At 59.7% G+C, this 24,987-nt stretch carries 18 protein-coding genes and 2 tRNA genes; 13 read left to right on the top strand and 7 right to left on the bottom strand.

Annotation, left to right across the window (positions count from 1 at the left end):
* Positions 1-20: 20 nt before the first annotated feature.
* Genes J5441_07195 through J5441_07185 form a run of 3 tightly spaced genes read right to left on the bottom strand, consistent with a single transcriptional unit; the run spans position 21 to position 3,030 of the window.
* Positions 21-869, bottom strand: a complete 849-nt coding sequence (locus J5441_07195) for a DUF3737 family protein (GenBank protein MBO4934930.1) — start codon at positions 867-869, stop codon at positions 21-23.
* A 17-nt stretch (positions 870-886) separates the two neighbouring features.
* Positions 887-1,513, bottom strand: coding sequence for a lactate utilization protein (locus tag J5441_07190; protein ID MBO4934929.1), 627 nt, complete (start codon positions 1,511-1,513; stop codon positions 887-889).
* Positions 1,510-3,030, bottom strand: a complete 1,521-nt coding sequence (locus tag J5441_07185; protein ID MBO4934928.1) for a PIG-L family deacetylase — start codon at positions 3,028-3,030, stop codon at positions 1,510-1,512. Before J5441_07185 ends, J5441_07190 begins: the two co-directional genes overlap by 4 nt.
* Before the next feature lie 187 nt (positions 3,031-3,217).
* On the opposite strand from J5441_07185, the gene J5441_07180 reads away from it, so the two are divergent.
* Positions 3,218-4,147, top strand: a complete 930-nt coding sequence (locus J5441_07180) for an exopolyphosphatase (protein ID MBO4934927.1) — start codon at positions 3,218-3,220, stop codon at positions 4,145-4,147.
* A 159-nt stretch (positions 4,148-4,306) separates the two neighbouring features.
* On the opposite strand, the gene J5441_07175 is transcribed toward J5441_07180, so the two are convergent.
* The 3 genes from J5441_07175 to J5441_07165 all read right to left on the bottom strand — a co-directional run bounded on the left by J5441_07175 (position 4,307) and on the right by J5441_07165 (position 6,212).
* On the bottom strand, positions 4,307-5,404 hold the full coding sequence (locus tag J5441_07175) for a zf-HC2 domain-containing protein (protein MBO4934926.1): 1,098 nt from the start codon (positions 5,402-5,404) through the stop codon (positions 4,307-4,309).
* Positions 5,397-5,888, bottom strand: a complete 492-nt coding sequence (locus tag J5441_07170) for an RNA polymerase sigma factor (protein MBO4934925.1) — start codon at positions 5,886-5,888, stop codon at positions 5,397-5,399. Before J5441_07170 ends, J5441_07175 begins: the two co-directional genes overlap by 8 nt.
* Before the next feature lie 248 nt (positions 5,889-6,136).
* A tRNA-Thr gene (locus J5441_07165) sits at positions 6,137-6,212 on the bottom strand.
* Positions 6,213-6,312: 100 nt separating this feature from the next.
* Between J5441_07165 and J5441_07160 the strand changes: the two genes are divergently transcribed.
* The 7 genes from J5441_07160 to J5441_07130 all read left to right on the top strand — a co-directional run bounded on the left by J5441_07160 (position 6,313) and on the right by J5441_07130 (position 15,361).
* The gene (locus J5441_07160; protein ID MBO4934924.1) at positions 6,313-7,842 is read left to right on the top strand and encodes a DUF4445 domain-containing protein; all 1,530 of its coding nucleotides are present in this window, start codon (positions 6,313-6,315) and stop codon (positions 7,840-7,842) included.
* Between the two features lie 17 nt (positions 7,843-7,859).
* A complete protein-coding gene (locus tag J5441_07155; GenBank protein MBO4934923.1) occupies positions 7,860-8,834 on the top strand; it encodes a hypothetical protein in 975 nt (324 codons plus the stop codon).
* Positions 8,835-8,877: 43 nt separating this feature from the next.
* Entirely contained in the window at positions 8,878-11,826 is a 2,949-nt protein-coding gene (locus tag J5441_07150; protein MBO4934922.1) for a hypothetical protein, read from the top strand.
* A 122-nt stretch (positions 11,827-11,948) separates the two neighbouring features.
* On the top strand, positions 11,949-12,209 hold the full coding sequence (gene secG, locus J5441_07145; protein ID MBO4934921.1) for a preprotein translocase subunit SecG: 261 nt from the start codon (positions 11,949-11,951) through the stop codon (positions 12,207-12,209).
* A gap of 188 nt (positions 12,210-12,397) precedes the next feature.
* Positions 12,398-13,213, top strand: a complete 816-nt coding sequence (locus tag J5441_07140; GenBank protein MBO4934920.1) for a helix-turn-helix transcriptional regulator — start codon at positions 12,398-12,400, stop codon at positions 13,211-13,213.
* Between the two features lie 61 nt (positions 13,214-13,274).
* Positions 13,275-14,264: a hypothetical protein gene (locus tag J5441_07135; protein ID MBO4934919.1), complete on the top strand. Its 990-nt coding sequence runs from the start codon at positions 13,275-13,277 to the stop codon at positions 14,262-14,264.
* A gap of 29 nt (positions 14,265-14,293) precedes the next feature.
* Positions 14,294-15,361 (top strand): PTS sugar transporter subunit IIC, encoded by a 1,068-nt coding sequence (locus J5441_07130; GenBank protein ID MBO4934918.1) that lies wholly within the window; start codon positions 14,294-14,296, stop codon positions 15,359-15,361.
* A 125-nt stretch (positions 15,362-15,486) separates the two neighbouring features.
* Here the strand turns inward: J5441_07130 and rpsT are convergent, their stop codons facing one another.
* Complete coding sequence (rpsT, locus tag J5441_07125; GenBank protein ID MBO4934917.1) at positions 15,487-15,750, bottom strand: 30S ribosomal protein S20; 264 nt, start codon at positions 15,748-15,750, stop codon at positions 15,487-15,489.
* 246 nt (positions 15,751-15,996) lie between these two features.
* Here rpsT and J5441_07120 point away from each other — a divergent pair, with 246 nt between their 5' ends.
* The 5 genes from J5441_07120 to J5441_07100 all read left to right on the top strand — a co-directional run.
* Complete coding sequence (locus tag J5441_07120) at positions 15,997-16,365, top strand: helix-turn-helix transcriptional regulator (GenBank protein ID MBO4934916.1); 369 nt, start codon at positions 15,997-15,999, stop codon at positions 16,363-16,365.
* A 66-nt stretch (positions 16,366-16,431) separates the two neighbouring features.
* A complete protein-coding gene (gene cadA / locus J5441_07115; protein MBO4934915.1) occupies positions 16,432-18,285 on the top strand; it encodes a cadmium-translocating P-type ATPase in 1,854 nt (617 codons plus the stop codon).
* Positions 18,286-18,359: 74 nt separating this feature from the next.
* Positions 18,360-18,435 (top strand) — tRNA-Val (locus tag J5441_07110).
* 131 nt (positions 18,436-18,566) lie between these two features.
* On the top strand, positions 18,567-21,974 hold the full coding sequence (locus J5441_07105) for a dockerin type I repeat-containing protein (GenBank protein MBO4934914.1): 3,408 nt from the start codon (positions 18,567-18,569) through the stop codon (positions 21,972-21,974).
* A gap of 261 nt (positions 21,975-22,235) precedes the next feature.
* Positions 22,236-24,987, top strand: a 2,752-nt coding sequence (locus J5441_07100; GenBank protein MBO4934913.1) for a hypothetical protein, incomplete at its 3' end; no start/stop codon positions are given.

The following is a 24,987-nucleotide window of genomic DNA, read 5'->3' as shown; positions in this document are numbered from 1 at the left end:
AATCATCCTTTGATATTGATTTACGCCTTCCTCTGCGCGATTTCGCAGAGGGGCGGATAAACGCTGTCTTCGGTCAGTATGATCTCGCCTATGCGGTCGGCGGTTATGCGGCCGCCGCGGGGGTTCTTGACGGAGACGAGGTTTCCGCGCAGGTCGGCTTCGACGTCGGAGTATTCGAACGCGAGGTCGGCGCCGGTCATTTCGCAGTTTATCAGCTTGAGGTTCGTGCAGCAGCAGAGCGGCTGCGTGCCGTTTATGCGGCAGTTTATCAGCGTCAGCCCGTCGGAGTACCAGCCGAGGTATTCGCCGTTGATAACGCTGTCGCGCACGGTAACGTTTTCGGCGTGCCAGAAGGCGTCCTTCGTGTCGAGCGTGCAGTTGCTGATTTCGACGCCGCGCGCGTACTGGAAGGAATACTTGCCCTTGAAGCCGACGCCGCTCCAGGATACGCCGTCCGCCCCGAGGAAGAGGTATTCGCTTTCGACGCGGCAGTCGCGCATACCGACTCCGCGGCAGCGCCAGCCGAACTCGGGCGAAACTATATCCGATGCGGATATTTCGATTTCGTCGCATTCGCGCAGCGCCTTTATGCCGCCGAGCTCGCAGTTTTCGATAACGCCGCGGCGCGTATACCAGAGCGCGGCGCGGCACTTATCCGTCATCACGCATTCGCGCAGCCGCACGTCCTCGCAGTGCCAGAGCGGATAGCGCAGGTTGAAAAAGCACTTCTCCGCCGTAATATTTTTCGCGTGCTTGAGCGCGGATTCGCCGTCCTCCTCGCCGTCGAAGGCGCAGGAAAGCAGGTGAACGCCGTCCGCGGCGTAAAGGTCGCGTTCGTGCGGGAAGGTTTGGTTTTCTATGTATTTCATCGGTTGCTTCCTTTGGCTCAGAAGCCGAGCGAGTCGTTGACGAGTATGACGTTTATCCTGCCGTCGTGGCGGGAGTAGCGGGTGACGAGGAACTGGCAGCAGATGGTGTCGTGAGACTTGCAGTCCGCGCAGGCGCCGGTCTTCGCGCAGGGGGTGTTGATGCCGAAGCGCTGCGTGTTCGCGGGCGCGGCGACGTTCCGGGCGCGCTTCATCGCGGAGTCGACGTCGGGGCAGATCTTGTTCATGCCGACGATCATCAGCACCTTCTTCGGTCCGTAGGCAATCGCGGAAACGCGGTTGGCGTTGCCGTCGATGTTGACTATGACGCCGTCCTCTGTCATCGCGTTCGCGCTCGAGAGGAAGAAGTCCGCGTCGTAGGCGGCGAGCATCGCGGCGCGGCGGTCCATCTTCTCACGGTCGATGAAGTTGTAGCGGCCCTCCTTCAGCGCGGCGACGAGCCCGATCTCGTGGACGCTCATTCCGCCGCCCATAGTGACGGAGCTTCCCTCGGGGATGAGCTCGAGCGCCTTGGCGAGCGCGGCCTCCTTGCTTTCGGCGTAGAAGCCGGTCATGTTGCGGGACTCAAGCCCCTTTATAACCTTCTGCGCGAGCAGCTCGTTGCGTTTGAAGAGGTTTTCGTTCATTTCGTTTTGCTCCTTTGCTTTTTATCGAACGCCCTGCGCGCCGCGTAGGCGGCGACGGAGAGCGCGAGCAGGCAGGCGGCGGCGACGGCGAGCGCGTTCATTCCGCGCGCGCGGGAGGCGTCGCTTTCGGAGGCGGCGTCCGCGTCCGCCCGCTTTTTCGCTTCTTCGTCGGCCTTAGCCTTCGCTTCGGCTTCAGCGGCGGCGCGTTCCTCCTCCTGCCGTTTGGCTTCGGCCTCGGCCGCGAGGCGTTCCTGCTCCGCGTAGGTGATTACGTTCTCGAGGAAGTCGTTTTTATTCACGTCCGCGCCGACGTTCGTCCGCGCCAGACCGTAAATGCAGGGGGAGTATTCGGCGATCTCGGCCGCCTTCGTTATCTCGTTTTTCTCGCCGAAGATCCAGTTGTCGAAGCGAGGTCCGCGCTGACTCAGGTGGCAGGCGTAGCCGTCCTGACTGACCTGAAATGCGGTCTTGCCGCCGAAGGCGTCGAGCGGGAAGTCCCAGTTCATATTGATCTGATTCTCGGGGTAGAGGTGCAGGTAGAGCTTCGGCGCGTCCCACGCGCCGTAGAGCGAAACGCTCGCGGGATCGCTTTCCGCGTTCGCGGCGATTCCGGCGGCTTCCAGAGCGGTGGAGGCGCAGAGGCGGTGCTGACCGTGCCCGTATTCGCCTTCGAGGTCGTGCGTTACGACGACCTGCGGCTTGAAGCGGCGTATCAGCCGCACCTGCTGCAGCAGCGCGTCGTCGCGTGACATTCCGGCGGCGGAGAGCTTTTTCAGCGCCTCCTTTTCGGAGTTGGAGAAGGCGTCCGGCACCGAGCCGATGACGGGGTAATTGCGCACGCCCGCGGTCCAGAGGCCGTTCAGCAGCTCGTGGCGGCGGTAGGGCTCGGCGACGTGGTCGGTGAAGTACGCGACCTGCACGGCGCAGCCGAGCTCGCCCGCGTAGTAGGGGAGAAGCCCCGCGAAATAAAGATGCTCGTCGTCGGCGTGCGCGGAGATGAGCAGGATATCCGCCTTCTCGCACGGCGGCTCCCACCGCTGAACGAAGCCGGGCAGCTCGCCCTCGCCGTAGGCGTACACGTCGCAGACGTTGACCGTGCCGATGAACGCGAGCGAAAGCGTGCTCGAGGCGAGCGCGGAAACGTCCACGCAGACTTCGAGGTATTGCGGCACGCAGCGCAGACGCCGGTCGCCGGCCGTGACCGTGAACTCGGTCGGAGTATCAGAGAAGGATATGTAAAGGTTCGCAATATTCGCCGGCGCGGAGAGCGAGAGGGTTCCGTAGACGCGCGCTTCCGTGCGGTAGGAGCCGTCGGTCAGCGGGTCCGCGCCCTCGGCGAGGAATTTGCTCGGCGTCGCGGCGTATCCGCCGGAAACCGTCAGCCGCAGACGCTTCGCGGCCGCGGCATCATCGGCGCGGGCGGCCGGCGCGAGCGCGGCGGCGAATAAAAACGCAAGCAGCAGCGCGAGCGTCCTCCTCGCGAAATATGCGGTTTTTCCGGTGTGAGCGTTATTCAAAGCGCGCGCCTCCCTGCGTACAAACTTACATATTAAGTATAACGATTTTTCGCGAATTATCAACCGTTTTTTGATATTGTTTCGGACTCGGGGAATAAAATCGCCTGTCCGGGCAACTTCGCTATTGAAAAAGCGGGAGGAAAATGCTATAATCAACTTGTAAACAAATCTGTTTCGGAGGGTTATTATGGATAAGAAAATGAGACTTGTTACCCGCAGCGACTTCGACGGACTCGCCTGCGCGATGATGCTCCGCGAGCTCGATATGATCGACGAGATCAAGTTCGTGCACCCGAAGGACGTGCAGGACGGCAAGGTCGAGCTGACGGAAAACGACGTCACGACCAACCTGCCCTACGATCCGCGCGTCGCGATCGCCTTCGACCATCACGAGTCGGAGATCGACCGCCTGAAGGCGCAGGAGGTCGGCGGCAAGCTGATCATAGACCCGAACGCCCGCAGCGCGGCGCGCGTCGTCTACGACTACTACGGCGGCAAAGAAGCCTTCCCGCGCATCAGCGAGGAGCTTATGACGGCGGTCGACAAGGGCGACAGCGCCGACTTCACGCTCGACGAGGTGCTTCATCCCGAGGGCTGGGTGCTGCTGCATTTCATCATGGATCCCCGCACCGGGCTCGGCAGATTCCGCGACTTCCGCATCTCCAACTACGATCTGATGATGGAGCTCATCGGCTACTGCATGAACCACGGCATAAACGAGATACTCGCGCTGCCGGACGTCGCGGAGCGCGTGCAGCTTTACCGCGAGCAGGCGGAGCTTTTCGAGGCGCAGCTTAAGCGCATCGCGAAGGTGCACGGCAAGGTCGTCGTCCTCGACCTGCGCGACGAGGAGATAATCCACGCCGGCAACCGCTTCATGATCTACGCGCTCTATCCGGAAACTCAGATCTCCGTCCACGTCGCGTGGGGCTTCCGCAAGCAGAACACCGCGGTAATGATCGGCAAGTCGATATTCAACAAGGGCTCAAACGTCGACATCGGCGAACTCTGCCTCCGCTACGGCGGCGGCGGACACCGCAACGCCGGCACCTGCCAGCTCGAGAACGACGCCGTCGACGCGGAGCTCCCGAACATCATCGCCGCGCTGAACGCGTAAGCGGCAATTGAAAAAACGCAGCACAAAGCCGAGGCAAACGCCTCGGCTTTGATTTATCAGCGGCGCGAACCGCAGAAACAAGTATTATCAGTCTGAACAATCATGTTTTTATGGCTGTATTATAATCCGCGGGCAATGTGAACTCAATAGCTTTTTACGTTATACGGATTTCATCTCTTTCCTCAATAGGAGAATGTTGTACGCGACGAGCATTGCGCAGAAGAGAAGCACGGTGATGAGCAGTATCAGCGTGAAATCGCGCATCAGCGCGTACGACGCGCCGCCGAAGCCCTTGACGATGAGGTGGGCGGCGATATACGAAGCGGGCAGGAAGGCACAGCGCAGCAGCCATTTCCGCGCTGTTTCGTTTTTGCGGAAGATGAGCGCGGCGGCGATCAGCAGCGCGAACAGCGCGGCTGCGCCGCAGAAGTAATAGTTCAGCGTCAGGCGTGGCAGCGTGCGGACGGCGCCGCTGTGCGCGTCCGCGCCGTCCGGGCCGTCTACGTATACGTCTTCCGTCCCGTCGTTGGGAGTGTAATAAAGGCTGAACGGGCTGGCGCTTATGAGCATATTGGCCTGCGCGTTGCTGAGCGCGGCTTCTTCCGCTGCGATCACTTTCCAGAGCGCGTTGCCTTCCGCGTCGATGGAATCGACTAAGATGGGGACGGCGGAGGGATCCTGAGTACTGTTCATTATGATTATCCTGACGCCGCCGTCATCTTCGGAAGATACCCTCGATATCGTCGCGGGGACGTCGGGCTTGTGGCCTAAAAGGCGATCCCACGGCGTCGTCCACGCTTCGAGGAGGCACACCCAGCCGTACGGCGATTGATCGCCCGTTTCCGGCTCTTTCGTGAAGACGTAGTTGTATCCGGTCACGCGGTCTGTGAAGGCGACGTCTGCGCTGAAATAACCGTTGTACATCGTTATATCCGCGATCGCTTCGTCATAGGGGAGGTATTCCCGCGTCGTCAGGAAGGCGAACGCCGCTGCGAACAGCGCCGCGATGAGTGCTACGGTGAGTACCACCGCTTGTATGCGTTTTCTGATTATCGCTTTCTTTATGCTTTTGAGCGGAGCTTTTTCCGCCTCCGGCGCGGGGGCGGGGGAAGCGCCGCTTTTGACCGTTTCGTACTCCTTCTCGCATTCCTCGCATCCGGCGACGTGCGCCGCGATGAAGTCGGCGGTCTCGGGCGCGACCATATCCTCCGCGTAAAGCGGGAGCAGATCTCTGACGATGCTGCAGTCTTTATTCATTATTCTCATCCTCCATTTTCGCAAGGATCATTTTCCGCGCGCGGTGGTAGGTGACGCACGCCCAGTTTTCGTTTTTGCCGAATACCTCGCCGATCTGTCTGAAGTTCATCTGCGCGAAAACGCGCCACATGAAGACCTCTTTGTACGGCTCGGGCAGCAGGTGAAGGGCGCTTCTGACGCGCTCCGCCTCGGCGTTTTCGACGAGGAGGTCTTCTACCGCGGCGGCGGAGGCGGGTTCGGCTTCGGCTTCGAGCGGGGCGAGGCGTTTTGACTTTTTGAGGTGCGAGAAGTAACAGTTTTTCGCGATGCGGCAGAGCCATACGCGTATATCGCATTCGCCGCGGAAACCGTCGATGGCGTTCAGCGCCTTGAAGAAGGTCTCGCTCGTGATCTCTTCCGCCGTGTCCGCGCTGCCGGAGAGTTTCAGGATGTAGGCGTAAACGTCGCTGAAATATTCGCGATAGACCCGTTCGAACTGCGTCACTTTTCCACCCCCTTCATAAAAGAGACTCGGCCGGCGTGATAATCTTACAATAATATTAACATAGTAAAAAGAAAAACGCAAGGGAGCCGGCGGACGCGCACGTCTGTCATCCCGAGGCGTTCCGCCGTTCTTTAATTAGCTCCGCAGGAGCGTCTTAATTCCTTCATTAGCGAAGCGTCTTCATTCCTTCATCAGCCCGCTCGCGGGCGACTTCATTAAAAAAGCACTTGCCGAAGCAAGTGCTTTTTTGGAGCTGGTGGACGGATTTGAACCCCCGACCTGCGCATTACGAATGCGCTGCTCTACCGACTGAGCTACACCAGCATGCGCGGAAATCAAATTTCCTATTGAAATCCGAACGGATATATATTATAATAAAATCAGTGAAATGTCAACAACAAAATTGAAAAGGCCGGAAGAAAATTTGAAGACTGCTCTGACTGTTACAAAGAACGGTAAAACCGTCATATGCGACGCCGAAAAGGGCGAGAGCGTTCTCGCCGCGCTGCGCCGCGCCGGCATTTTCATCCCCGCGTTCTGCGGCGGACACGAGCTGTGCGGCAAATGCCGCGTGAACGCGTCCGGCGCGCTTTCGCCGGTTACCGAGGCGGAAAAAGAAAAACTCACGCCCGAAGAGATCGCCGCCGGCGCGCGCCTCGCGTGCTCCGCGCGTATCGAAGGCGACGCCTCCGTATCCGTTCCCGACGACGGAGAATACAGCGTGCTGACCGATACCGGCGACGCTTCGCCCGACTATTTCCCGTCCTGCTGGGAAAGCCTCGGTGCCGCCGTCGACCTCGGCACGACGACGATTGCGATATACGTCTACTCGCTCGAAACGCGGCGCAGAGTCGGCGTCGTCAGCGGCGTCAACCGCCAGCAGTCGCTCGGCGCGGACGTCATCTCGCGCATCGAATACTGCCTTAACGATCCCGACGGGAGCAAGCGTGCCCGCGACCTCGCCGTCGGCCAGATAAGCGAAATGCTCGCCGGCTTCGGCAAAAAGCGAGGTATACCGGTAAACCGTCTGCGCTCGCTTACGGTGGCGGGCAACACCGCGATGCTATACCTGCTGACCGGCAGAAGCCCGAAGGCGCTTTCCGCCGCTCCGTTTGAGGCGGACGAACTTTTCGGCAGTTTTCACAAAGCGTCCGACCTCGGCTTCGAACTGCCGGAGGCGAACGCGTTTCTGCTGCCCTGCGTCTCGGCGTTCGTCGGCGGCGACGTGACCGCCGGAATCGTCTCCGCGGGGCTTCACGAAACGGATAAAAACGTACTCTTCATAGATTTCGGTACGAACGGCGAAATGGCGCTCGCTTCCGGCGGGAAGCTGACCTGCTGTTCGACCGCCGCCGGACCCGCCTTCGAGGGCGCGCGCATCAGCTGCGGCGTCGGAGGCGTGCCGGGCGCGATCAACCGCGTGACGCTCGACGGCGGCAGGCTCGTTCCGAAGACCATAGGCGGCGTCTTCCCGGTCGGACTCGCGGGAAGCGGACTCATCGACGCCGTCGCCTGCCTGAGGCGGCTCGGGAGGATCGACGAAAGCGGCTTCCTCGCGGAGCCGAATGAAATAGCCGAGGGCGTGACGCTTCAGCCGCAGGACGTGCGGGAGCTGCAGCTCGCGAAATCCGCCGTCCGCGCCGGAGCGGAAACGCTGCTTGAAAAAGCGGGGCTGACCGCCGCGGATCTCGATGAAGTTTTGCTTACCGGCGGCTTCGGCGCCGGGCTCGACAAAGGCAACGCGCTCGCGCTCGGACTGCTGCCGGAGGTTCCGGCGGAGAAGGTCCGCGCGCTCGGCAACTGCGCCGGAGCGGGCGCGGTGCGCACGCTGCTTTTCCCGGAGGCGCTCGCGGAGCTCGAGACCGCCGTCGCGAAAGCGGCCACGATACAGCTCGACGGGAACCCGTCGTTCAGCGAAAAGTTCATGGAGCATATGCTCTTTCCCAAAATATAAAACGAGGGTGATACCGAATGAAAAAAACGATAAGCGCTGAGACCGCCCGTATCCTCGGGCGTTACAGAGTCCTCCCGGACGGGATCGACGTGTCTTGGGTAAACAGCGGGATAGAACTGCGCTTCCGCGGAACGCAGCTCGTGCTTTCCGTCCGCTCGACCTCGACCGAGAAGATCAAGCAGGCGTTCCTGCAGGTCTGGATCGACGGCAAGCGCCGCGCCCGCATCAAGACCAAGCTCGGCGAGGACGATTACGTCGCCGCCTACGGCCTTGAAGACCGCGAGCACACCGCGAAGATCCTGCTCGTGAGCGAAACGCAGTGGCATCCCTTCGCCTTCCTCGCCGCCGAGACGGACGGCGAGATCCTCCCGCCGCCGGAAGCGCCCGCCGGACAGCTCAAGTTCGACTGCTACGGCGACTCGCTGACCTGCGGCGTCGGCACGATCCCCGGCTGGCCGGGTCCCGACAGCGACTGGCAGGATTCCACACTCGCGCACGCCTACCGCATCGTCGAGCACTTCGGCGGCGACGGGCAGTACACCGCGATAAGCGGCTGGGGCATCTTCCGCGGCTACTGCGGCGACGAGCCCTCCAATATCCCGCGCGTTTTCGACTGCACCACCATGGCGACGGAGGAGAAGTACGACGTCGCCTCCCGCGACGCGGACTATATAATCGTAATGCTCGGCACGAACGACACCGCCAACCCCGTCGAGCGCGAAACGCTCCGCGACGCTTACGTTCGTTTCTTCAAAAAGCTCCGCGCCGTCTCTCCGCGTGCGAAGATATACTGCAGCACCACCGAAGCCGCCGTGCCCGCGCTTGACGACGCGGCGAAGCTGTTCTCGGAGACCGACTCCGTCGGCGCGGTCCGCGTCGACATCCCCAAGACCGGACACCGCGACTACGCCGGCAGCTACGGGCATCCGAGCGGCGCGTGGGGCAGGGACGTGGCGGCGTGCTACATCGCCGCGATAGAGCGTCAGGTCTGATATTGAACCGACTTTCCGAACTGTAACGAAAGGAAGGATAGATATGAAGAGGATAATTACGCTTGTGATAATGGCCGCGATTCTGCTCGGCAGCATAATCGGCGCTTCGGCGCTGACGGCGCGGCAGCAGACGGCGCCGGCCGCCGAAGGCGAAGTCAGCGTCGTTCCGACCGAAGCGGGAGACGGCGCCGGTCCGGAATACGCTGCGGCGAGAAGCTACACGATAAACCGCAGCAACGTCCGCGTTTACGGCAGACAGGAACCTGACGCCAACACCGTCTTCGCGTACTGGGAAGGCGCCGGCGTCGGCGTGCGCTTCACGGGCACGAAGCTTGCTCTCGTTATATCGTGCAGCATACGCAACAGCAACGAGCTGCCTTATTTCCAGGTCTGGGTCGACGGCGAACGCACCCTGCGCTTCAATATCACCAACGGCTCCGGAACCTATACCGTCGCCGATAATCTCGGCGCGGGCGAGCATTACGTCCGCGTGCTGCTCACGACTCAGTCGTTCTACGACCAGATACAGTTCGTGACCGCGACGATAACCGGTACCGGCGCGGCGCTTCTCGATCCGGTCTACGATCCCGACCAGCTGATAATGGATATCTACGGCGACTCCATCACCGCCGGACACGGAACCCTCGGCAACGAATCGGATTACACCTTCAGGACGAACGACGCGACCGCGACCTACGCCTACGTTACCGCCGAACACTTCGGCGCCGATGCGAACGTCTGCGCGATCAGCGGCTGGGGAATGTACCAGGGCTACAATGCCGACCGAAACGGAATTATCCCGAGAGTCTGGAACTTCATCTCGATGAGGACCAGCCATATCTGGACCGGTTTTGCCGACCGCCAGGCGGACGTCGTTACCGTCGCCCTCGGCACGAACGATATGTGGTTCTGGAAGGACGATATGTCACGCGAGCTTTACATCGGCGCGTACATGGAGTTCCTCGGTAAGCTGCGCGGGGTCTATCCCGAAGCGAGCTTCTTCCTGCTCCACAACATGATGGACGACCGCACCTTCACCGATCAGGAGACCGGTACGAGATACACCTTCTGCGACAACGTCGCGGAGGTCGCCCGCCGCTTCTGTGAGATCGACGAGATCGGCGCGACCTTCATCCGTATGCCGAGTTATTACGAAAAGCCAGAATACACCGGCAGCGGCGGACATCCCTCGGAGGCGTACAGCTACGCGGAATACCATAACCTCGCCGACGCTATCGAAGAGCGCTTCTACGGCGACTGGGAATATAAGCTGCTCGCCGCCGCCGAAGAGCTCGAGATGCTCGACGCCGCGGGCGAATACGCCGAAACGATCGCCTCCGCGAAGCAGACGGCCGCCGACTGGCACTCCACCGGCAGGAACCCCAAACGCTTCTGCAAAGAGATCGAAGCGATCGTCGCGGGTATGGCTTCGCCGACCGCTGCGCTTTCGGCGTCTATCGATTCCGCGAACGCGGCCCTCGCGGGCAGCGGCTTGACCGATACCGAACGCAGCGCGATCGGTATCCTCGCCGCCAAGGCGCAGGAGCTGATAGACGACGCCGCCGGAGCCGCTGAAATGGCGGCCGCCGCCGGCGTGCTGAACGAGGCGGTTTCCAAAATCGGAGACGCCGCGTACTTTGAAAATATCGACCTCGGCGCGAAACTTATTTCCGTCAAGCTGTCGCTCGACGGCAGCGACTACGCCGCGAATCTCGTTCCCGCAAAGGGAGAGAAGGTATACGTCCGCGTCCGCGCTTCCGTTCCGAAGGAGCAGATCGACGGCAAGCTGGCGGGGAACCCTTACAGAAGCTCCCGCAGAGGAGTCAGACTCAACACCGCCGAGCCGGAGAGCGAAAGCGTCTCCAACGGCGTATATGAATATGTATTCTCCGCGATCGCCGGAGCTTCGGAAGCCCTCGAGCTTTCCGTAGGCGGCGAGAATATGAAGCTTGATTTTGCGGAAGGCGCAACTCCCGTCGTTCCGCCGCACGAACCCGAATTCCGCTTTGTCGGCGATGATCTGAAGCAGGCTGTCACGCCCGCGGCGCCGGCGGCGCCCGTGCTCGCGGCGGCCGATAAAGCCGCCTCCGGCGTCAGCAGGATCGCCGTCATCGGCGGCGACATTGATATGACGCGCCACGTCTGGGAGGTCGTCTTCGGCGCCGGATACGCCGACGTCCGATCCTCCGCGCGCTACACGCTGCTTACGGCGTGCGCCGCTGCTGACAGCATACTTTCCCTCGGCGTCGACGCCGTGATACTCAACGTCGGTTCCGACGGGCTGACCATTGAAGAGGACAAGGAGGCGTATGAATCGCTCGTCCGCAAGCTGCTGACGGCGGAGAACGCTCCCGCGATAATCTGCGTCCTTGCTACGGGCGACAGCGAACTGAACGCCGCGCGCGCCGAGGTCGCCGCGGCATACGGACTGCCCTGCGCCGACGCGGATATGATCATCGGCTCCGCGCTCGCCGCCGGATATCCGAGCCGCGAGATCCGCCTTGACAACGGCAGATTGACCGCGCTGAGCAACAGAATGATCACCGAAGCCGCGATTTACGGCCTTTACGCCTCCGCGGGAAAAGAGCCCTGTGCGTTGCCCGAAGCGGCTACCGCGCTCAGATTTACGGAGCTCGAGCTGCTCACTCCGGATAACACTGTTCCGAAGTCGATGAGCGTTTACGCTGCTGCGGACAGCACGGATCCCGCCTGGGCGTCATGTTGGAAGACCGCCAGCGGCAGAGGCTCGCTGAAGTTCGACCTGACGGACTGCAAGAGCATCATCGTCATATACGGCGACAGATCCGGAAATGACAACGCCGCGATGCTCATCAAGGCCTTCGGCAAGAACAAGTCGAAGACGCTGGAATTCGAGCCGTACTCTACCAACGCGTTCATAGGATACCTCGGCGACGCCGTCTCGGGCGAGCTTTCGCTGACGACGACCTTCCGCGGCGAATCCGCGATATACGCGATCGTGGTCGGCCGCTGAGAAAAAAGTAAAAAAGCTCTTGACAAACACGCTTTACTGTGATAAGATAACAAGGCTTATCGCGAAAAGCGGTACGGAAATAATAAACTTTGCCGTCTCGAACGGCGGAACGGAGATATAATATGAGTTGGTTCGTAATTATCATAGCGGCGATAGTTCTCGTCACCTGCATCGCGGTCGTGGCGGTCGTCCTGCTCCAGAGCGCCCGCAGCGCGTCCATCAGCGGCACCATCGCCGGCGGCGCGGAGAAGCTCTTCGGCGGCAAGGATAAGAAGCGCGCGCGTACCATCGATGAGAAGCTCGAGAAGGCCACTCCCTATATGGCCGGCCTCATCATCGTGCTCGTCGTGGTGCTGAACCTCGTCTACCTCTTTTCCAAGTAAGAGATAATCACAGTTTCGGAAAAATCCCCCTCCGCGAAAGCGGAAGGGGATTTTTTGGCAACAGCGAATAATTTGCGGTGTGCGCTCCGTTGCAGAATATGAAATAAATGTGAAAACGCTTGACTATTTTACGGTTTCGTGATAAATTTGAAGTATATACAACACCACGCGACAGACGGAGGCGCGAAATGCCGCATACCGGTTCCTTCGACAATGAAATAAGATACGTTCCCGTTTCCGGTATCGGAGACTACGTCGAATCGGTCGGCAGAAGGCGCTGCTGCCGGTTGCTTTTCATTTCCGACGGTATAGTCTTCTGCACGCTGAACGGAAAAAAGTGTCAGTTCGGGCAGGGGGACGTGCTCTTTCTGCGCAAAAGGGACGAATTGAGCTTTTTCAGCCGTTCCGGCGCGGATACGAAAGTCTGCGCCATCATTTTCGGCGAAGGCGTGCTCGGTGACATATCGGCCTTCTTTGAGGGAGGCGTCTTCCCGGCGGACGCGGCCGATCCGCCTACGGTTCGTCTGCGCGGGATCCAGCGCAATAAGACGGAGCGCGATATGATGCTTCCGGAGACAGCGGACCACTCGGATAAAGGACTGCTGCGAATGATCGCGGCGCAGGTGATATACGAGTGCTTCGTTATCCGCACCGAGCTTCCCGAATGGCTGGAAACCCCGCCGGACTGGTTCGTCGAGTACTATATGCTGTTGTCGCGGCACTATATTTTTACCAAGCCGTTCAACGAGATAATCGCTCTTGCGGGCAAAAGCAGGGAATACATCTCCCGCCTGTTCAAGAGCGCGACGGGGAAGAACATTTCCGATTACATCATCGATATGCGCATCAACTACGCCTGCAACCTGCTGAAAAACAGCAGTATGGACGTTATGGAAATATCCTTCGAATGCGGGTTTGAGAATCTGTCGACGTTTTATCATCATTTCTCGCCGCGCGTTGGTATGCCGCCCAAGCGCTACAGGGATTCGGCGCGCCGCTCGTGAACGCGCCCCGTTTTCGGATTTTACAAATAAAGTATCCTATTTCAAAAAAGGAGAAACTGCCATGAAGAAAATCTCAAAGCTCATCACGCTCGTCCTTGCCGTATCGCTGATTTTCGGCGCGTTCGGCGTCAGCGCGCAGGCGGAGGGCACTGCGACCGTAACCGTTGGCACGGTGAACGCGTCCGCCGGCGATACCGTGAAGGTTGAAGTCTCGATCTCCGATTGCTCCGGATTCTCGAGCTACGACATAAACTTCACTTACGACAGCGAATACGTGACCGCCGTCGAAGCCAAGATGGGCATAAAGACCATGCTCTATATGCCGAACCTCACCGTCGACGGAAAAAAGGAAGTCAAGGTGATCGGCGGCGACGTGAATAACGTCACCGAGAACGGCGTTCTCGCGACCGTGACCTTCAAAATCGCGGATAACGTTCCCGGCGGCACCGTCGAAGTGCCGCTGAAGGTAACGAAGTGCAAGCTGACCGAGTACAACGGCCAGAACGACGTTGAGATCAAATCGCAGAGCATCGACGGCAAGCTGATCATCAAAGGCTCCGGAAGCTCCGGCAACTCCGGCAGCCAGGGCGGTTCCGGCAACTCCGGAAGCTCCGGCGGCGCGGGCGGCATAGGAGACGTCGTATGGAACAGCGCCGACGGTGAGATCGAGCTCACTCCCGCAACGCTGACCGACGGCGAGGCCGTGGATTATAATAACCCGCTCAGCGGCGGAAACATCACCGCCGGCGACTATTACGTAAACGAGGATAAGAAGATCGCGATCCCTGCCGCCGACGTCGAGAACGGCGTGAAGAACGATCCGGATAACTGGAGAATTGTCGGCGAAGATAACCCGATAGATCCTTCCGCGTCCTCCGGCGAACCCGCGCCCTCCGACGAGCCGCAGGGCAGCGCCGGCAGCGGCAAGTCCGGAAGCAAGCTCAATTGGCTGCTCATCGGCTGCATAGCCGGCGGCGCGGCGGTCGTTATCGCGGGCGCGATTGCCTTTATCGCGATAATGAAGAAAAAGAACAAGACGGAGCAGGAGTAACTCCGAACGCGTAAGAAAGAAGCGAACCAATGCAAAAGGTCAAAAAAGTTCTTTCATTGATATTCATAGACGGGCTTTCCGGAATGGCGCTCGGCCTCTTCGCCACGCTCATCGTCGGCACGATAGTGGGGCAGATCGCGAGCTATATCGGCGGCGCGTTCGGGGGCTGGCTGAACTCGGTCGCCTCCGTTGCGAAGGCGGTCACCGGCGCCGGCATCGGCGTAGGCGTGGCGTGCAAGTTCAAGCGCCCGCCGCTTGACGTCATAACCGCCGGCGCGGTCGGAATGATCGGCGCCTTCGCGAGCGCGATACTGAAGGGTACGCTGCTCGACGGCGGCAAGGTAGTCCTCTCCGGCCCGGGCGAACCGCTCGGCGCCTTCATCGCCGTTATGGCGGCGATCGGCGTCGGAATGCTCGTTTCCGGCAAGACGAAGGTCGATATCCTCGTTACTCCGCTTTCGATGCTCGCCGTCGGAGCGGCGGTCGGTCTGCTTCTCGGGCCGCCCATCTCCGCGCTTATGACCGCGCTCGGCGGCTTCATCAACTGGGCGACGGAACAGCATCCGCTGGTCATGGGCATAGTCGTCTCCGTGGTCATGGGGCTCTGCCTGACGCTCCCGATATCCTCGGCGGCGATAGGCATTTCGCTCGGCCTCAGCGGCATAGCCGCGGGCGCGGCGGTCGTCGGCTGCTGCTGCCAGATGATCGGCTTCGCCGTTTCGAGCTACCGCGAGAACAAGCTCGGCGGCTTCTTCGCGCAGGGGATAGGCACCTCGATGCTGCAGATGCCGAACATAATCAGGCATCCGCTGATATGGATACCGCCCACGCTCGCGAGCGCGATCCTCGGCCCGGTCGCGACCCTGCTCATAAAGCTGCCCTGCAACGCCATCGGCTCCGGAATGGGCACCGCCGGTCTCGTCGGCCCGATAATGACCTATACCGAGATGGCGAACGCGGGCTGGCCCGTCTGGTCGTCGCTGCTGATAATCGCGGCGATACTCGTCGTCGCGCCGGCGGCGCTTTCGCTGCTCTTCTCGGAGATCATGCGCAAGCTCGGCTGGATAAAGCAGGGCGATATGCTGCTTGATATCTGACACGGAATAAAACGCAATAAAAAAGGACGCTCATATGAGCGTCCTTTTTACATACCTGCGGAATATACGGACACAACAAAAAGCACGCCGCAAGACGTGCTTTTGCTATACGGAAAAAACCGTTTTTACTTATTCTCGTTCGCGCGCTTCATGATGGCGGACTTTTTGTTCGCGGCGGTGTTCTTGTGGAGAATACCCTTCGCGGCGGCCTGGTCGATCGCCTTGACGGTCTTGCGCATAGCGGCGTCGGTGGCGGCCTTGTCGCCGGACTCGGCGGCGGCGTTGAACTTCTTGATGTCGGTCTTCAGCTGAGACTTGATCATCTTGTTCTGCATATTCTTCTTCTCGGCGACGAGAACGCGCTTCTTTGCGGACTTAATGTTAGCCAAAGTTTTCCCTCCTCATAGTAGGAATCATTCAAAGTCGGGGACTATTATATCATCATTTATTTTGAAATGCAAGTGTTTTTTTGAAAAAGTTGACTAAAGGTGTTTTTTGAGAAAAATCAGAACTTTTTCGCGATTGCATATTGACTTTTTCAAAACGGGGGGATATAATAATAACAGTTGAACAGTTGTTCAACTGTTGGCGAGAAAATCACACGTTCCTTTATATAACGAAAGGGTGGAGCAAATATGGAAGAAAGAATCAACAATAACGCCGCCGAAACTGCAAATGCCGCCTCGCACGTCGACCGCGTGATCGAAGCGGAGGAGGCGTTCCGCGACGCGGCGAAGGTCTTTTCCGTCGCGGAGCTGTTCCGCCTTTTCGGCGACCCGACGCGCGTCGGGATAATGACCGTGCTTTACGAAAAAGAACGCTGCGTCTGCGAGCTTTCCGACCTGCTCGGGATGACCGTTTCCGCGATCTCCCACCAGCTCCGCCTGCTCAAGCAGAGCGGCCTCGTCAAATACCGCCGCGAAGGCAAGCACCTCTACTACTCCCTCGCCGACTCTCACGTCAGCACCATCCTCGCGCAGGGCTTCGAGCACGTCAACGAATAGGCGCAGCGGCGTTTGCCGCCCGGCGTAAAACCTTCACATATCCATCTTTCGAAGAAGGCGAATCAAATGAAACTCTATCCCGAACATAAAAAAGAATTCCTGTTCCTCGGCTTCTGCCTGCTGCTGACCGCGGGGCTTTTCGCCGCGGAGCATCTCGAGCTCGAGCCGTGGATGTGCCCGGTCGGCTACGGACTTCTCTATCTGCTCGCGGGCGGCGAGGTCTTCCTGACCGCGCTGAAAAAGCTTCTCAAGGGCAAGCCGTTCAGCGAAGAAACGCTGATGAGCATAGCCGCGATAGGCGCGTTCTGCATCGGCAGCTACGTTGAGGGCGCGGCGGTGCTTATATTCTACCGCGTCGGCGAGACCTTCAACGATATGGCGTCGGATAACGCGCGCGACTCGGTCGCCGCGCTGATGAAGGTGTGCCCCGAGACCGCGTCGCTCGTCACTGAGAACGGCGAGAGGACGGTCAGTCCGTCGGAAGTCAAGGTCGGCGATATCGTCGCCGTCCGCCCGGGCGAGAAGCTCCCGCTTGACGGAGTCGTCGTTTCCGGCTCCGCTTCGATCGACACGGCGGCGGTGACGGGCGAATCCGCGCCGCGCTTCGCGGAGGCGGGCGCGGAGGTCTTCGCCGGCTGCCTCTGCCTCGACGGGGCGCTGCGCATCCGCGTGACCGCGGACTACGAGGACAGCACCGTTGCGAACATGATAAAGCTGACCGAGCACGCCGCCGAACGCAAGGCGAAAACGGAGAAGTTCATCACGAAGTTCGCGGCGATATACACCCCCTGCGTCGTCGGCGCGGCGGTGATCTACGCCGTCGCGGTGCCGCTTATACTTCAGGCGTGCGGATTTGAGCCCGCGTGGGAGGAGTGCGTCAGAAACGCGCTCGGCTTCCTCGTCGTATGCTGCCCCTGCGCGCTGGTGCTTTCGGTGCCGCTTGCGTTCTTTTCCGCGTGCGGCCGCGCAACGAAGTCGGGCGTGCTCATCAAGGGCGGCGCCGCGATGGAGCGCCTCGCGAAGGTCGGCACCGTCGTCTTCGACAAGACCGGCACCGTCACCGACGGCAATCTCGAGGTCAATTCCGTCGTCCCCGAGGGGATAAGCGAAGCGGAGCTTCTGAAATACGCGGCTTCGGCGGAGTATTCGTCGAAGCACCCGATCGCTGAAGCGATTAAGAGAAAATACGGTGCGCCTGCCGGCGCCTCCGGCGAAGTATTCGCCGAGACGGGCGGACGCGGAGTCCGCGCCCGCGTCGACGGAGCCGAAGTTCTCGTCGGCAGCCGGCGCTTCCTAAGTGAAAACGGCGTTTCCGGACTGCCCGACGCGGGCGGAGTTACCGCCGTCTACGTCGCCGTCGGCGGCGCGTTCCGCGGTTACCTGACCCTGCGCGACGAGCTGAAGCCGGACGCGGAGGAGGCCGTGCGCCGCCTTCGCAAGGCCGGAGTCGGCCGCGTCGCGGTCTTCAGCGGCGACGCTTCCGAAGCGGCGCGCGCGGCGGCGGAGCGCATCGGCGCGGACGAAGGCGTCGGCGAGCTGCTCCCCGCGGATAAGTGCGCCCTGCTCGAAGAGGAAAAGGCGCGCGCCGTCACCGCCTTCGCGGGCGACGGCATAAACGACGCTCCCGCGATCGCCGCGGCGGACGTCGGCGTCGCCATGGGCGCGCTCGGCAGCGACGCTGCGATAGAAGCCGCGGACGTCGTGCTGATGGGCGACAGTCCCTCCCGCATCGCGGACGCGATATCTGTTTCCAAAAAGGCGGTCGTCGTCGCGAAGGAGAACATCTGGTTCTCGCTCATAGTCAAGGCGGCGGTGCTCGTCGCGAGCGCACTCGGCTACGCGCCGCTCTGGCTCGCCGTCGTCGCGGACGTCGGTGCGGCCGTTGCGGCGGTCGCCAACTCGGCGCTGAACGGACGATAAGACAACCTTTTTGAAAAAAATAAAATTAACTCTTGACAACGGCGTATTACGGCGGTATAATCTTACTTGCTGTCGGACGCTTAGCTCAGCTGGAAGAGCACCTGCTTGACGTGCAGGGGGTCAGGGGTTCAAGTCCCTTAGCGTCCACCAAACAAAAAAGGACACCGGTTTTCCGGCGTCCTTTTTTGCTGTTATCAACTGTTGCGTATTGCGTTTTTGCGAAATAGGTGATATTATAATAACTGTGAGTTTATACTCAAAGAAACGAGAGGAGAAACACTATGAAAAAGTTCCTGTCGATGCTGCTTGCGACCGCTTTCACGCTGACCGCGTTCGGTGTGACGGCGATCTTCGGCGGCTTCATCAGCGCAGGCGCGGCCGAATACGAATACTACAGGTATGAGAGCCTCCCCGGTTATTCGATTTTCACCGACGAAGAGCTGGCGCAGATGACGAACACGTATACGAAATCCGGATACAACGAAACGATCGAAGGCGTCGGGCCCGTCGTCACGTATGAAATAACCAAAAGCGGCGGGTGGATGACCGTTTACCACGCGAAAGCGAAGAATATGCAAGCGTCGAGCAACCAGCTGCACGAGGATTTGACCGATATGTCCTGGGCGGCTCTCGACACGGTCGGCAACAAGACCTTCCTCGGCGATATGACCGCGGAAGGCTACGCGGACACGGTGGAGCGCTTTGCCGAACAGGACGGCATCTCTTTCTGGGTGGGCGTCGACGGACAGCCGTTTACAAGCGAAATCGGCATAGTGGTTCTGCAGTGCCCGTCGACCGGCCCTTACTACACGATGACGCTTGACGACGACACCGGCGACCACACCGCCGAAGAGATCGCCGATTACGGCATCGGCTTCCGTTATTCCAGCGTTCACAAGAGACCGGACGCCGACGGCTACGTTCACTTTGACTTCAGGACCGATTTTCATCAAGCCGACTGGTGGAGCACCGATGATTACGGCGAGAACCTGTGGAAAAAGTACGGCGAAAGCAATATACCTTATCAGACTCTTCCCGAGAAGATCAGGCCGCTGATTTCCGGCATGAGCATCACGTTCTTTAACGTAGGCGCAGGACAGAAGGCGTCTATCGGAGATATGAAGATGTACATCGATACCCGTATCCACACGGACGAGCTTGACGAGCTCATGATGCAGTACGACTCGCTCGATCCGGAAGCTTTCACCGAGTCGAGCTACGAGGCGGCTACGGAAGCGTATCTCGAGGGATACGAAGTGATGAACGACGATAATATCGGCGAGCATTATTCTCAGAAGCAGATCAACAGGATAGCGAAGAAACTGAAGGAAGCGCTTATGGCCCTTCAGCCGATGTTCAAGGTCAGGAGCGCGACGGTCGCGATCAACGGCTTTGACGTGCTTACCGACGGCGATCTCGACGAGATCAACGACGGTGGCAACGTGTACGACGCCGCCATGCTGACCGACGAGTTCGTTCCCGAAGGCAGCGCCGTTCAGAGCGTCTACGTCATCGGCGGCGCTTTCGACGGCGATCCCTCCTACGGCTGGAGCATGTTCAGCACCTCCAAGCTGAACGACGACGACGAGGTCGAGGCGGTCAATAACGTTTTCGGCGCCGACAATCTCGACGAATCCGCGGGACTCAGCTTCTGGATCAAATACGGCGAAAACTACACTCCCGCGCCCACCAGTATGGCCGTCGGCGTCGGCAGCAGCACGGACGGAGTTTACTTCGAGTGCGATCCCGCCGACGTCCAGCTCCCCGAGAGCGAGGGCTACGTCGGCATCGCGTGGAATTCGTTCTGGGACTATGACGGCGAGGAGGATATATACGACTACCTCGCGTCGCTCGATTATATAACCTTCAAGATCGAGGGCTGCTATCAGAAGGAATTCTACCTTTCCGATCTGCATGCGTTTGAGTGGAGCATAAACAGCGCCGACTTCACGGCTATGGACGAGAGGATCGTCGGCGCGGAGAACTATCTCGCCACGCTGAACAAAGACGACTGGTCCGTCCGTTCCTGGCAGCGCGTCGAGCAGGCGATCGACGCCGCCCGCGCCCTGCACGACGAGTACGCGGTTACTCAGCAGGATGTCGATAAGGCGACCGACTGGATCACCCGTACCGTCAACTGGCTCACCCTCAGAGGCGACAACGCCACTCAGGACGAGATAGACGCGCTCGAAGCCGCGTACTTCTCCGCGAAGAGCTACTGGCGCGGCAACTACACCGGCAGAAGCTACGTCAACCTGAAGGCCGCCATCGACGAGGTTTCCGAATACATCAACGACGAGCTCAGCTCCGCCGCCTGCAACGACCTTACCGGCAAACTGAACACAGCGATAGCCGGCCTCGTACCGATAACTCACAGCGGTTTCGTCGCGCCGACTCAGGCGACCGACTCCAACGGTAAGCCGGTAACCGTCAAGCTGTTCAGCCTCGAGGACTTCTCGGGCAACAGAGACTTCAACAAGGCGAACGGCCACCGCAGAGAAAACGTCGGCTACGACCTCGTCACCTCCTCGACGTCCGTCACGCTGCCCGCCAAAGCTCTGAGAATGACCGCGCAGGCGGATCTTTCCTCCAAGCATACCGACGAACACGGCGCGATGCAGTTCAAGCTCGCGGATAAGATATGTCACGCGATCCATCCCGAAGTTATTACGGAGGACGGCAATCATATCGGCGGCTCGATAGGCGACCTGAGAGGCTCCGCCGGCATTCGCATCTGGGTAGGCGTGAACGATATGAACCTCGCGAAGGACGCGTTCTTCCGCTTCGGCGTTTCAAACATTGAGGAAGGCCCGTATTTTGAGAATCACGCCGTCAATATCCCGTTCCCGGCGTCCGGCAGCGGCTGGCTCTACATTCCGTGGGAGTGCTTCGACTATTACGATGAGTGGACCGGCGGAAAGGAAACCAACCTCACCGAGATCCGCTTCATAATCATCCGCGTCGACGGCGTGGTCCCGCAGGGGCTCGAGGTCTACGCGACCTGCGTAGCCGCTTACGTCGAGCCCGTCAACTCCGTGAACGCGACGCCCGTCGTCACCGGCGTGACCGACGGACAGACCGTTGACGTCGCGGGCGGCTCCGTCGCCCCGAAGTGGGACGTCGGTACCGCGACGCTCAAGGTCGGCACGAACGCGAAGTACTACGTCGCCGGCACTCCGATAACCGAGAACGGCGACTACACGCTGACCGTCACCAACGGCGATAAGCAGACGGAAGTCAGCTTCACCGTGACCGGCGGCACCGTCGCGGATGTAACTCCTACCGTCACCGGAGTCGCCAACAACGGAAGCTACAGCGAGCCCGTAACTATCAACTGGGACGTCGGCACGGCGACACTGAACGGCGACGCCTTTGAGAAGGGAACGACCGTTTCCGAGCCCGGCGATTATCTCCTTGAGGTAGTCAACGGCACCAAGTCGGTTTCCGTACGCTTCACGATCACCGGCGAAGAGCCTCCCGCAGTCAAGAAGGGCGATATGGACGGCGACGGCGAGATCACGGTCAACGACGCGCTGAAGGCGCTGCGTATCGCCGCGAGACTCGCGGAGTCAACTCCCGAAGCGCTTGAGATCGGCGATGTCGACGGCGACGGCGATATCACGGTCAACGACGCGCTGAAGATCCTCCGCGTCGCCGCGAAGCTCGCTGATGAAAGCAGCCTCGGATAATCCCGCGAAAGAGAAATATCACACACCCGAAAGGGCGGCGTTAGCGCCGTCCTTTCTTTTTATGCGGTTCCGCCGCGACGGATTACGAACGCGTGATATTTCAAAGGGGGATTCCGCGGCTGCGGTGAAACCGCGAAACCGCGGTTTTACGCGATTTATGTGCGCGGAGTGAAGTTTTTGCTTGATTTTTTGACAAGCGGATGATATTATAATATTCGTGAGTGTTTAGCACTTCAAAAACCATCGGGAGGAGAATTAAGTATGAAAAAACTGTTATCAGCGTTGCTCGCGACGATATTCGTTCTGACCGCCTTCGGCGTGTCGACGATATTCGGCGGAGTTATCAGCGCCGGGGCGCTCTATGACTATTACATCTATGACAAGCTGCCCGGTTTCTCTATCTTCACCGACGCAGAGCTCGCGAGGATGACGAATCTGTTCACCGAGCCCGGCTATAACGAGACGATCGAAGGGATCGGCCCCGTCGTTACCTACAAGTTCGCCAAAGGTAACGAATGGCGCCACTTCTCGATCTACAACGGCCAGGGACGTAACCTCAAAGCGTCGAGCAACTCGCTTCATAATGATTTTACGGATATGACCTGGGCTGCGATCGACACGATCAACAACAAAACCTTCCTCGGCGATATGAACTCGCCGGACTTTAAGACGCTTGAGAACCAGGACGGTATCGCGTTCTGGGTCGGTCTGAACGGCCAGCCCTTCACCGGAAGCGTCAGCATCACCCTGATGCAGTACCCGACAAAGGGCCCCTACTTCACGATGACGCTTGACGACGACACCGGCGACCACACCGCCGAAGAGCTTGCCGAATTCGGCATCGGCTTCCGCTACGCGTCCAAAGCCGTCAACGCCGACGCAGACGGCTACGTTCACTTTGATTTCAAAACGGACTTCCATCAGAGCGACTGGTGGAGCACCGATGACGACGGCGTAAACTGGTACAAGGAAAGCGGCGGAAGCAATATGCCCAACAGGCCGCTTCCCGAGAAGATCATACCCTATATCTCCGGAATGCACATTTCCATCGGCGGTCTTTCCGTCGGCGATCTGGTCTCCATCGGCGACATGATGGCGTACCACGATTCCCGTATACATCTTGACGAGCTTGACGAGCTCATGATGCAGTACGACTCGCTCGATCCGGAAGCTTTCACCGAGTCGAGCTATGAGGACGCCACCGACGTTTACCTCGAGGCGTTTGAGATAATGAACGACGATGATCCCGGCGCGCATTATTCTCAGCAGCAGATCAACACTGTTGCAAAGCGGTTGAAGGAAGCTCTGAAAGCCCTTCAGCCGATGTTCAAGGTCAAGAGCACTTCCGTCGCGATCAACGGCTTTGACGTGCTGACCGACGGCGATCTCGACGAGATCAACGACGGCGGCAACGTGTACGACGCCGCCATGCTGACCGACGAGTTCGTTCCCGAAGGCAGCGCCGTTCAGAGTATCTACGTCATCGGCGGCGCTTTCGACGGCGATCCCTCCTACGGCTGGAGCCAGTTCAGCACCTCGAAGCTGAACGACGACGACGAGGTCGAGGCGGTCAATAACGTTTTCGGCGCCGACAACCTCGACGAATCGGCGGGACTCCGCTTCTGGATCAAATACGGTGAAAACTACACTCCCGCGCCCACCGATATGGCCGTAGGCGTCGGCAGCAGCACGGACGGAGTTTACTTCGAGTGCGATCCCGCCGACGTTCAGCTCCCCGAGAGCGAGGGCTACGTCGGCATCGCGTGGAACGCGTTCTTCGACTTCGAGGGCGAAGAGGATATATATGACTACCTCGCGTCGCTCGATTATATAACCTTCAAGATCGAGGGCTGCTATCAGAAAGAATTCTACCTTTCCGATCTGCATGCGTTTGAGTGGAGCATAAACAGCGCCGACTTCACGGCTATGGACGAGATGATCGTTGGCGCGGAGAACTACCTTGCCACGCTGAACAGAGACGACTGGTCCGTCCGTTCCTGGCAGCGCGTCGAGCAGGCGATCGACGCCGCCCGCGCCCTGCACGACGAGTACGCCGTAACCCAGCAGGAGGTCGATAAGGCGACCGACTGGATCACCCGTACCATCAACTGGCTCACCCTCAGAGGCGACAATGCCACTCAGGACGAGATAGACGCGCTTGAAGCCGCGTACTACTCCGCTAAGAGCTACTGGCGCGGCAATTATACCGGAAGAAGTTACGTCAACCTGAAGGCTGAGATAGACGAAGTCAGCGAGTACATCAACGACGAGCTCAGTTCCACCGCCTGCGTAGAGCTCACGAACAGGCTCGCGTCCGCGATAGCCGGCCTCGTGCCGATAACTCACGGCGGTTTCGTCGCGCCGACTCAGGCGACCGACTCCAACGGCAATCCGGTAACCGTCAAGCTGTTCAGTCTCGAGGATTTCTCGGGCAACAGAGACTTCAACAAGGCGAACGGCCACCGCGTTGAAAACGTCGGCTACGACCTCGTCACCTCCTCGACGTCCGTCGCGCTGCCCGCCAAAGCTTTGAGAATGACCGCGCAGGCGGACCGCTCCTCCAAGCACACCGACCAGCACGGCGCGATGCAGTTCAAGCTCGCGAACTACATCTGCGATCCTATCCATCCCGACGTCACCATGGAAGACGGCAACCAGATCGGCGGCTCGATAGGCGATCTGAAGGGAACCTCCGGCATTCGCATCTGGGTAGGCGTGAACGATATGAACCTCGCGAAGGACGCGTACTTCCGCTTCGGCGTTTCCAACTGCCAGGAAGGCCCGCTCTTCGAGAATCACGCCGTCAATATCCCGTTCCCGGCGTCCGGCAGCGGCTGGCTCTACATACCGTGGGAATGCTTCGACTATTACGATGAGTGGACCGGCGGACAGGAAACCAACCTCACCGAGATCCGCTTTATCATCATCCGCGTCGACGGCGTGGTCCCGCAGGGACTCGAGGTCTACGCGACCTGCGTAGCCGCTTACGTCGAGCCCGTCAACTCCGTGAACG

This window comes from Clostridia bacterium (genome assembly GCA_017620395.1).
Classification (GTDB): Bacteria; Bacillota; Clostridia; order Oscillospirales; family RGIG8002; genus RGIG8002.
The sequence above is the reverse complement of the archived record's forward strand: the minus strand, read 5'-3'. Positions and strand labels throughout refer to the sequence as shown.

Excerpts from the sequence above, each read along its gene's own strand:
- J5441_07195 (MBO4934930.1), bottom strand. The coding sequence starts at position 869 with ATGAAATACATAGAAAACCAAACCTTCCCGCACGAACGCGACCTTTAC.
- J5441_07190 (MBO4934929.1), bottom strand. The coding sequence starts at position 1,513 with ATGAACGAAAACCTCTTCAAACGCAACGAGCTGCTCGCGCAGAAGGTT.
- J5441_07180 (MBO4934927.1), top strand. The coding sequence starts at position 3,218 with ATGGATAAGAAAATGAGACTTGTTACCCGCAGCGACTTCGACGGACTC.
- J5441_07175 (MBO4934926.1), bottom strand. The coding sequence starts at position 5,404 with ATGAATAAAGACTGCAGCATCGTCAGAGATCTGCTCCCGCTTTACGCG.
- J5441_07155 (MBO4934923.1), top strand. The coding sequence starts at position 7,860 with ATGAAAAAAACGATAAGCGCTGAGACCGCCCGTATCCTCGGGCGTTAC.
- J5441_07150 (MBO4934922.1), top strand. The coding sequence starts at position 8,878 with ATGAAGAGGATAATTACGCTTGTGATAATGGCCGCGATTCTGCTCGGC.
- secG (MBO4934921.1), top strand. The coding sequence starts at position 11,949 with ATGAGTTGGTTCGTAATTATCATAGCGGCGATAGTTCTCGTCACCTGC.
- J5441_07140 (MBO4934920.1), top strand. The coding sequence starts at position 12,398 with ATGCCGCATACCGGTTCCTTCGACAATGAAATAAGATACGTTCCCGTT.
- J5441_07135 (MBO4934919.1), top strand. The coding sequence starts at position 13,275 with ATGAAGAAAATCTCAAAGCTCATCACGCTCGTCCTTGCCGTATCGCTG.
- J5441_07130 (MBO4934918.1), top strand. The coding sequence starts at position 14,294 with ATGCAAAAGGTCAAAAAAGTTCTTTCATTGATATTCATAGACGGGCTT.
- J5441_07120 (MBO4934916.1), top strand. The coding sequence starts at position 15,997 with ATGGAAGAAAGAATCAACAATAACGCCGCCGAAACTGCAAATGCCGCC.
- cadA (MBO4934915.1), top strand. The coding sequence starts at position 16,432 with ATGAAACTCTATCCCGAACATAAAAAAGAATTCCTGTTCCTCGGCTTC.
- J5441_07105 (MBO4934914.1), top strand. The coding sequence starts at position 18,567 with ATGAAAAAGTTCCTGTCGATGCTGCTTGCGACCGCTTTCACGCTGACC.